At 40.9% G+C, this 9,430-nt stretch carries 7 protein-coding genes; 4 read left to right on the forward strand and 3 right to left on the reverse strand.

The features are described 5' to 3' along the window. Positions 1–274 precede the first annotated feature (274 nt). Together Q8W26_RS17350 and Q8W26_RS17355 are read right to left on the reverse strand one after the other, a co-directional pair. Positions 275–1,939 carry a M28 family metallopeptidase gene (locus Q8W26_RS17350; RefSeq protein ID WP_101215600.1) on the reverse strand — a complete coding sequence of 555 codons (1,665 nt, stop codon included), beginning with the start codon at positions 1,937–1,939 and terminating at the stop codon, positions 275–277. Between the two features lie 96 nt (positions 1,940–2,035). Beyond that, on the reverse strand, positions 2,036–2,962 hold the full coding sequence (locus Q8W26_RS17355) for a YeeE/YedE thiosulfate transporter family protein (protein WP_101215601.1): 927 nt from the start codon (positions 2,960–2,962) through the stop codon (positions 2,036–2,038). Between the two features lie 223 nt (positions 2,963–3,185). Between Q8W26_RS17355 and Q8W26_RS17360 the strand changes: the two genes are divergently transcribed. From Q8W26_RS17360 to Q8W26_RS17375, 4 genes are all read left to right on the forward strand, one after another. Further along, positions 3,186–3,776, forward strand: coding sequence for a DUF938 domain-containing protein (locus Q8W26_RS17360; RefSeq protein ID WP_101215602.1), 591 nt, complete (start codon positions 3,186–3,188; stop codon positions 3,774–3,776). A 73-nt stretch (positions 3,777–3,849) separates the two neighbouring features. Beyond that, positions 3,850–4,722 (forward strand): nuclease-related domain-containing protein, encoded by an 873-nt coding sequence (locus tag Q8W26_RS17365; protein WP_101215603.1) that lies wholly within the window; start codon positions 3,850–3,852, stop codon positions 4,720–4,722. Positions 4,723–5,053: 331 nt separating this feature from the next. Next, the gene (locus Q8W26_RS17370; protein ID WP_101215604.1) at positions 5,054–5,650 is read left to right on the forward strand and encodes a bifunctional 2-polyprenyl-6-hydroxyphenol methylase/3-demethylubiquinol 3-O-methyltransferase UbiG; all 597 of its coding nucleotides are present in this window, start codon (positions 5,054–5,056) and stop codon (positions 5,648–5,650) included. Continuing rightward, positions 5,650–8,541 carry a DEAD/DEAH box helicase family protein gene (locus Q8W26_RS17375; RefSeq protein WP_101215605.1) on the forward strand — a complete coding sequence of 964 codons (2,892 nt, stop codon included), beginning with the start codon at positions 5,650–5,652 and terminating at the stop codon, positions 8,539–8,541. Before Q8W26_RS17370 ends, Q8W26_RS17375 begins: the two co-directional genes overlap by 1 nt. Before the next feature lie 10 nt (positions 8,542–8,551). On the opposite strand, the gene Q8W26_RS17380 is transcribed toward Q8W26_RS17375, so the two are convergent. Next, positions 8,552–9,184, reverse strand: a complete 633-nt coding sequence (locus Q8W26_RS17380; RefSeq protein ID WP_153071534.1) for a bifunctional 2-polyprenyl-6-hydroxyphenol methylase/3-demethylubiquinol 3-O-methyltransferase UbiG — start codon at positions 9,182–9,184, stop codon at positions 8,552–8,554. Between the last annotated feature and the right edge of the window lie 246 nt (positions 9,185–9,430).

Here is a 9,430-nt window from a genome sequence, read left to right on the forward strand (position 1 = left end):
AACACCAAAACAAAGATCCTGAATTAAACACTTTCAGGATGACAGGCTGTGTGTTCCTGAATTAAACATTTTCAGGATGACAGGCTGTGTGTTCTTGAATTAAACATTTTCAGAACGACAGGCTGTGAGGTCCGAATAAACATGCCAGTATGCAGGTTGTGACAACCCCCACTCCGTCGTTCCGGCAGGCTTTTAGCCGGAATCTCGCTTTACACAAAAAAGCCCCGCATCATCACAATGCAGGGCTTCGATTTTTTACTCAATAAAAACGAAATTAACGCTTAAATTCAGACGTTTTACTCCATTGCGGCCATGCACCATCATTTGATAGCTTATAACCCACTTCGAAGAATAATTGCATGTCTTCAACGGCACCGGTTAAGTCCCACTCCGTGCTGTATTCATCACATAAACCGTGATAACAGCTTTTTAAGATAGGGTCTAACTTAGCGCGTAATGCGGCCGTCGCTTCATCAGCAGCTTGTGCGCCGCCTTTAGCATAAAGCGCAGGAATACCGATGTTCGCGAAAGCGAAGTGATCTGAGCGGTAGTAGATGCCTGCTGCTGGAGATGGGTCACCAGAAATCACGCGATCTTGCTTCTTCGCTGCAACCGTTAAGTAATCGTCAAGCTGTGATTGACCTAAGCCGTAAACAGCAACATCTTTACTCTTACCATTAACGTTTAATGCATCCATGTTGATGTTAGCAACGGTTTTCGCTGCTGGGATCACAGGGTTAGCCGCATAGAACTTAGAACCTAATAGGCCTTGTTCTTCAGCTGTCACCGCTAAGAAAGTAATTGAACGCTTTGGCTTTTGAGGCAATTTAGAAAACGCTTCAGCTACTTCGATTAATGCGCCTGTACCAGTTGCGTTATCACGTGCACCGTTATAAACCTGATCGCCTTGTTTAGTAATATCAGTGCCTAGGTGGTCCCAATGCGCCGTATAGATGATGTGCTCATCAGGATTTTCCGTACCCGGTAAGGTCGCAATAAAGTTATTTGAAACTGAGTGCTTAATGGTGTTTTTAACCGTCACAGAAGCCGTTAAGTCGCCCATATCAACGTTATAGCTGCCCTTTGCAGCGTTAGCTTTTGCTGTCGCAAAGTCTAAACCCGCTTTAGCAAATAGTTCTGTTGCAACATCAACATTAACCCAGCCTTCAACAGCGACACGATCTTTATTTAAGTCGTCGCGTTGGAAGCCAAACTGAGGGCCAGACCACGAGTTTTTCACCACATCCCAGCCATAAGAGGCTGGCGCTGTTTCATGAACAATGATTGCACCTTCAGCACCCTGACGACTCGCCTCTTCATATTTATACGTCCAGCGACCGTAATACGTCATCGCGTTACCGGTAAATAGCGCAGGATCTTGTGTCGCAAAGCCCGGATCGTTAACTAAAATAACAACCGTTTTACCTTTAACGTCAATACCTTCGTAATCGTTCCAGTTGTATTCAGGCGCATTGACACCGTAACCAACAAACACTAACTCAGACTCTTTTAGCTCACTAAGCTCGGTAATTCGGCTACTGCTCATCACCATATCAGGGCCGTATTGGTAATCTTTACCGCCAATTGACAGTGCCATATCAGTAGATGCTTCTAATGATACCAATGGCACTTCTTGCAAGAAACTGTCGCCATTACCTGGTTTAAAGCCAACCGCTTCAAATTCTTTAGTTAGGTATTCAAGTGTTAATTTTTCACCGAGGCTTGATGGTGCACGACCAGCAAACTCGTCTGACGCTAGTACTTTTACGTGCTCAATCAGCTGTTCTGTATTAATACTGTCATAGCTAGCGGCAATATCTGCAGGGGTATTAGCGACGGCTTTAGCAACCGCCGTAGCATCGGCTTCGGGTGCTTTGTTATCGCCACAGGCTGCCAATACAGCAACTGACAATAACGCTAAAGGTAATTTAATGTTCATCGTTATAATTCTTATAGGTTAGAAATAAGGACTAAAGTATAAAGGGAATTGGCCAAACTCTCAAAACTTAGCGGGATGTATGAAGAAAACAACCATTCAGTCATTAACGGCTTTTTTTAATAAATGAGACACCCGCTGCACCACATAAATACCAAATAACATCGACAACACAGCGCTCAACCCCGCAGGCGACAGCGCAGGAAGGGCCAGTAATAACTGGCTATCATTACCACCACCAGCCAGTGCAGCGCCAACTCCCATTAACACACCAGCAATCAAGTGTTTAATATAGCCCAAGCCATGCCCTTTGTTTACTTTAAATGCTTTTGTTTTTACTGCCGCCAACACCATGCCGACTAATAGCGAGGCAAGTAATAAATAACGTTCATTCTCGGGAAACGGAATATAAAATAACATCGCGCTGCTAAGATCTTTTAATAGCGAGCTCGGTGCCCATTTAACTTGATACAAGAAAACCAAACTCGCCATAAGCCCTATTGTCAGCATACTCAGCCACATTTTTTTATCTTCAGTGTTTAACCGCCAACAAACAACCAACATCAAAAAAGAGAAAGCGATTAACATGCCGTGATGCCAATAATCATCCCAATAAATATGTAATAAGCTATTAGTGGAAGTAGCATCTCTGATAAATAACGTCAGTAATAACCAGCCAATAAACCAACCACCAATGGTGGCAATCATCACCAATTGACCTCGAGCCAGTTTGCTAATCGTTGAGACCCCACACCCTTGATTAAACGCCGCACCACAGCCAAACAGCACACCACCCACAATCACCGACCAATGTACCGAAGTGGCTATCAGCGATGATTCCACTTCATACCACTTCGCCACCAGCATCGCTAGCCACGAGAAACTACCACTAAACAAGATAGCCAACAAAAACAACGGACGCCCTGCAATCGTCTCCTTCACCCCACGCACTAAACATAACCCCGTTGTCTGGGCTAAATAGCCCAGCACCATTAACAACACTAATGAGGTAATCAATAAAGTCATGCATTCCTCCAAACCAATCACTCAAGTATAGAAGTTAATTCAACCATGCGTTACTCCGCCCCCTCAACGCCGCGCCGACACGCCAGCATGTAGTTCCGGCGCGCTTTTAGCCGGAATATCGTTTTACGACTAACTTCCCACGAACCGAATTCCAACTTCCAACACTAGTCACAATCATGCACAATAACCCAACCAACATCAGAAAACCCACCACGAGCCAGCCATGACAAAACCTTTTTCACAAGCATGCGAAAACAACAAGCAACCAATACTTAACGTATTAGCATCTGCATTTGCCAACACCAAACAGGTTTTAGAAGTCGGCTCAGGGACAGGACAACACGCTGTCCATTTCGCCAAGCACCTACCCCACCTCCAATGGCAAACCAGCGAACTCCCTGTCAACCATGGCGGTATTAATCAATGGATAGACGAGCAACCAAGCGCCAACTTAAAGCGCCCTATCGAACTCGATTTAACTAACCCTTGGCCAACAATCCCAAGTGATGGCATTTTCACCGCGAATACTCTCCACATCATTAGCTGGCCATTAGTCATTAACTTTTTCACCCATGCAGGAGCACACTTAAGCAAACAAGGCACGCTCTGCATTTACGGCCCTTTTAATTACAACGGTCAATTCACTAGCCAAAGCAATGCAGATTTCAACTTGTGGTTAAAAGGAAGAGACGCCAACAGCGGCATTAGAGATATTGAAGCAATTAAACAGCTCGCTAAAGAGAATGGTTTAACACTTCAATCAGACAATGAAATGCCAGCGAATAATCGGTTGTTGGCGTTTGTTAAAACTTAGGTCGATAGAAATAAACTCTCTATTCAAATATAATAAAATTCAATGGATTATCACGTAAACACCAAGGAAGAGAATGAGCTCCGTTTATTTACTACTCGCATTTATTTCACCAATGCTACTTATTTTAGCTTTTGTAATGTCAATTCAAAAACTCTCGGAGAGAAAAAAAGCAGCCCCTTTTAATGTTGCAGCAGAACAACGTATTGCAGGACATAGTCTGCTAGTGCAATTAATGGATGTTTCTTTTAATTTATCTGCATATATTATGTTTAGTTCAGTTGCTTTTCTCTATCCATTAGCCGTCTATGGAATAGCAGCGTTAACCAACACTGCTGCACCAAGTCACTGGATGAGTATACTCATTGGCTTTGGTTTCTTGAGTTATTGCATGTTTAAAGTCATAAAAAATTTCAGGCTGCGTAAATATTTAAAGTTAGGACTTGAAGCTGAATGGGCGGTTTCGAATGAATTGAATGAGTTAAAGCAGTCAGGTTATCGCGTTTTTCATGATATTCAATGTGATGGCTTTAATATCGATCATTTAGCCATCGGCCCTCAAGGAGTATTTTGTATTGAAACTAAAGGACGAAGCAAACCTCTGACAAAGTCAAAAAACAAGCAATTTAAAGTTCAAACTAAAGGGAGTACCTTACAATTCCCAACTTGGACCGATAATAATTCTGTAGCTCAGTCATTGCGTCAAGCAAAATGGGCATCGTTATGGTTATCTAATGCGACTGGAGTGACGGTAAATGCCAAACCCTTACTCGTAATTCCGGGCTGGTTTATAGAACACAAAGAAAAGCCAACTATCCCTATTTTTGCACTAAAAAAATTAAGCCAATATATTACTAAATTACCAAGTGACTATTTAACTCACACCACAATAAACCAAATTGCTTATCAAGTTGAACAACGAGTTGTACGTGGGGATAACTACCTATAATAATTTATCACTACATCTAATCGTGAAAGTCGCGTGATCGCTGCCACCACTCGACTAAATACAGTCAGAACTTGATAATACGCTTAACTTCGCTATTATGCTAAATAACACGGCCCCTCTCGATTGACTTATTTCCAGGAAGATTGCTGAGGGGTTTTTTAATATCTATTGATAGCCAATTCTTATTTATACTTAGTTTTTATTTCCTATTCATCACATTTCAAATATTGTCGATTTAAAAAATTAAATCAGTCTATATATCAATCAAGTAGTGTTATTTTCGCGAGCAAAAATGATACTATCAATTTAATCTTATTAAGGATTAAAAGCCATGGATGAAGTTAAAGACAGTACCTTATATTATGATCAAAATGCTACAAGCTTTATAGAAAACACATTATCTGTCGATATGAGTGATTTGTATCAACATTTTTTACCCTTACTTCCTTGCAGGGCTCTTATCCTAGATGCTGGTTGTGGCTCAGGGCGTGATAGCAAATTTTTTATCGATAGCGGTTATAGGGTTACTGCAATAGACGCTTGTCGTGAATTAGCAAAGTCAACTGAAAAGCTGATAAGTCAACCTGTGCAAGTGGCATATTTTCAAAACTTTTCCTCTGATAAAAAGTTTGACGCTATATGGGCCTGTGCCTCTTTATTACACGTTCCTAGTCAAGAACTACCCAATGTTTTTCAACGCTTTTCTAATTTATTAAAGAGCTCAGGGGTTCTTTACTGCTCATTTAAATACGGCACTAACGATATAGTTCGTAACCATCGATTATTTGTAAATGCTAATCAAGAAAGGCTGCAGACTTTTATTCAAGCAACACCACTAACCATTCAAAAGGTATGGCTAACAAATGACCAACGTTCAAGCAGGAATCAAGAGCAGTGGCTTATCGCAATTTTAGTCAAAGGAATATAATGACAACTCAAGCATTACTATACGATGGTTTTAAGCTGACTAGTGGGGGGAAAAATGACCCTCTTTTGCCAAAACTAAAGCGAGCGATCAATAACGCAGATGAAATTGAAATCGCGGTATCTTTTATTCAACCTTCAGGCATTAAACTATTAGAAGCGGCTCTAGAGGATGCATTAGCACGTGGGGCGTCTGTAAAAATCATAACCTCTGACTATCTTTGTATCACTTCCCCTATAGCACTTAAAACCTTGATGGTATTGCAGAGTCACCAAGCAACTGTAAAAATTTTTCAGTGTAAGCCCCATGAAAGCTTTCATATGAAAAGCTATATATTTGTCCGTAACCAAAACGATAAAATAGCAACTGGTTGTGCTTTTATCGGCTCTAATAACATTAGTAAATCAGCACTAACCCACGCAACGGAGTGGTGCTTACGGTATGACTATTCACCTTTTGAACATTTAAATGATGATAAAGAGTTCAGTCACATTCGTAATTGTTTTAAGGCTATAGAACAACACAGCCAATCAATACCTCTAACTCATCAATGGATTGCTGAGTATGAGTTGCGGTTTAATAAGCTAATTACACAACCTAAAACTGTATTAGTTGACGATTCTTTTCATCCTGAGCAGCAAGAGCCGTGCGTACCCAATGAGATTCAACAACAAACTTTAACAGCTCTTAACAAAACCCGCCAGCAAGGCTTCAAGCGTGGCTTGGTGGTATTAGCAACAGGTATGGGAAAAACTTGGCTATCGGCATTTGACGTGATGCAATTTAATGCTAAACGAGTGTTATTTGTCGCTCATAGAGAAGAGATTTTAATACAAGCACAACGCACATTTGCCACGCTAATAACAGATGCCATCACAGGGTTATACAACAGCACTAATGTAGATAGGACAGCTAATTATTTATTCGCATCAATTCAAACCATCGGTAAATCAGTTCACCTAGAAAAATTTTCTCCTTTAGATTTTGATTATATTATCGTAGATGAATTTCATCATGCTAGCGCCTCTACTTACCGAGAACTGTTAGCCTATTTCCAACCTAAATTTTTATTAGGCTTAACAGCAACCCCTGAACGTAGTGATCAGGCTGATATTCTTTCTTTAGTTGATAATAACTTGGTCTTTGAACGAAACTTAGTACATGGTATCGAAGCCAATATTTTAGTCCCCTTTGAATATCATGGTATTTATGACGAGTTTGTTGATTATCAAGAAATTCCTTGGCGGAACGGCCAATTCGACCCCACCAGCTTGAATAACGCTTTCGCAACAATAAAACGAGCTAAACATATTCATCAACATTGGCTAAAGCTAAAGCAATCAAGAACTCTTGCTTTTTGTATTTCAAAACAACATGCAGACTATATGGCTAAGAAGTTTAACTCTTTGGGATATAACGCTGTTGCGGCTTATAGTGGCTCATCAACCCAAAGAAACGACGCACTCACCCAATTAGAGTTAGGGGAGATCGATATTATCTTTTCTGTCGATCTATTTAATGAAGGAACCGACTTACCTGCAATAGATACCATTTTGATGATCCGTCCAACTCAGTCAAAAATATTATTTTTACAGCAATTAGGGCGTGGCCTGCGAACATCAAAACAAACTCAAAAAGAAAAGCTAGTTGTGATTGATTTTATTGGAAATCATCAGTCATTTCTTAATAAGCCATCAGCACTACTAGGTCAAAGCTCATCCACTAAAGGCCTTATATCTAAACTCAATGAACCAGACCTTCCTGATAACTGCCACCTTAATTTCGACCCCGAGCTTATTCAATTCTGGGAGACTTTACATCAACAATTAGGAAACACCGTAAAGGAAGAGTTTCGCTCATTACAACAACAATTAGGACATCGCCCCACAGCAACAGAGTATTTCCAATGTAATTACGATTTTAAAAAAATTCGAAAAAAACACGGCAGTTGGTACGAGTTAGTGCGTAGCGAACTGGCAGAGCAACACCCACATATTGCTATCATTGATAAGTATAGCGACTTTCTTTTTGGTGCAATTGAAGCGACTGCTATGTCCAAATGCTTCAAGCCTATTTTATTAGAAGCCTTTTTAGAGCTTGACGGTTTTATAACACCACCAACAATCGCAGAGTTAGCTGAAAGAAGTTGGTATGTACTCGATAGAAGACCAGATTTAAAAATGGCTGAGTTACCGGAAAAAAAGCTCACGCTAACAGCTACAAGTAAGGGATGGCATCAATATTGGAAAGCTAATCCAATCAACGCTTTTACAAAAGAGAACAAAAATAAATCACCTACTTGGTTTTCGATTAAAGACGAGCTATTTATCCCTACTGTAGATGTAGCAGAGCAAGATAAGGCTATACTTCATGAACTAGTCCAAGAATTGGTTGATTATCGATTGGCGAAATATATCCAAACAAGATTAGCAATTAAAAAGTCTTATAAGAAATCAATGTTAGAATCTAACAATGTGACCTCATTACCATTCTATCCAAAATTAAGCATAGCCTGTGGACACTTCAAAGCAGGCTCAAGTGAGCAAAAAGAAACTATCGAAGTGCCAAGGAGCTATGGCAATATCACATCTAAAACACACTTTGTTGCACCAGCGGTAGGAAACTCGATGAATGGTGGGTCACGCCCTATCTTAGATGGCGACTTATTATTGCTAGAATGGGTCACCCCCATCAGTGCTGGTAGTATCTCTAACTTAACTATGGCAATAGAGCGCCAAGATAGTACAGGAGATAGTGAATATTTACTGCGTGTAATCAGAAAGGGGGCTGATGGTCAGTATGTTTTAAAAGCAAACAATCAAAATTATAGCGATCAATATGCTGATGACACGATGAGAACATTTGCGCGCTTTGTTGACGTGATTACCCCTTGATCTCATCAACCTACCCCACCGCCAGCTGCAAAATAACCGTTTGCCAATAAATCTCAGCGCGGCCTAGCTTATCGACATCTTTTTCGGTAACAAGTACCGTGAACAAGTCTATATCTTTGGCTAGCTGTGCTAATTCATTAGCACAAACTTGATGCATGACGCGTTCGTCATTGCTTGCACCATGACGAAGTGTAATCACTAACTTACCACCAGGTTTAAGCAGGTTAACGAGTTGAACTAAGGCTTGTGCTCGCTCAGCCTCAGGGACATGCATCCAAACGGCGCTGAGTAAGATAAGGTCATAGCGTCGATCCTGTTGTGAGACTACATTAAGGAGAGGTAAAGAGTCTTCTAACCAATCAACACTTAAGCCCAAGGTTTGTTGTTGGCCGATACTTGCTAATAGTTTTGCAGGTTCAACGGCGGTAACGTGCAAGCCATTATTTTTACCTTGCTTTGCAAGGTAAGCACTGTCACGCCCCGCGCCTGCCCCAATGTCTAACACATTAATATTGCGCTTTTCTAACAAGGGATCTAACACATGCAACCAAGCGTGATGCACCTCTTCAAATGATTTTGATAGGTATTGCGCAGCCAGTATATCGGCATGTCGGTTATAGAATGTATGTGGCACGAGTTCCATTCGCTCTATTGGTTGATGATAGGCGATAAATTACCATATTTAAAACGTCGGTAAACTGCCATTTAGTGTGATTTTTTAGCGCTCTCTAATAGTGATGGCTGTTTAGTGCCACTTGTCTGTTACCGAAAAATCGAGATTCCGGCTAAGAGCATGCCGGAACGACGGAGTGGGGTTGTCACATATTGTCGTGCCGAGGTGTCTTTCTCAGGCTCCCACAATCTGTCATCCTGAAAGTATTTAATTCAG

This window comes from Psychrobium sp. 1_MG-2023, from assembly GCF_030689115.1.
Taxonomy (GTDB): Bacteria; Pseudomonadota; Gammaproteobacteria; order Enterobacterales; family Psychrobiaceae; genus Psychrobium.

Bases quoted from the DNA above. Each gene is read 5' to 3' on its own strand.
- Q8W26_RS17375 (WP_101215605.1), top strand. From the start codon at position 5,650: ATGACAACTCAAGCATTACTATACGATGGTTTTAAGCTGACTAGTGGG.
- Q8W26_RS17380 (WP_153071534.1), bottom strand. From the start codon at position 9,184: ATGGAACTCGTGCCACATACATTCTATAACCGACATGCCGATATACTG.
- Q8W26_RS17350 (WP_101215600.1), bottom strand. From the start codon at position 1,939: ATGAACATTAAATTACCTTTAGCGTTATTGTCAGTTGCTGTATTGGCA.
- Q8W26_RS17355 (WP_101215601.1), bottom strand. From the start codon at position 2,962: ATGACTTTATTGATTACCTCATTAGTGTTGTTAATGGTGCTGGGCTAT.
- Q8W26_RS17360 (WP_101215602.1), top strand. From the start codon at position 3,186: ATGACAAAACCTTTTTCACAAGCATGCGAAAACAACAAGCAACCAATA.
- Q8W26_RS17365 (WP_101215603.1), top strand. From the start codon at position 3,850: ATGAGCTCCGTTTATTTACTACTCGCATTTATTTCACCAATGCTACTT.
- Q8W26_RS17370 (WP_101215604.1), top strand. From the start codon at position 5,054: ATGGATGAAGTTAAAGACAGTACCTTATATTATGATCAAAATGCTACA.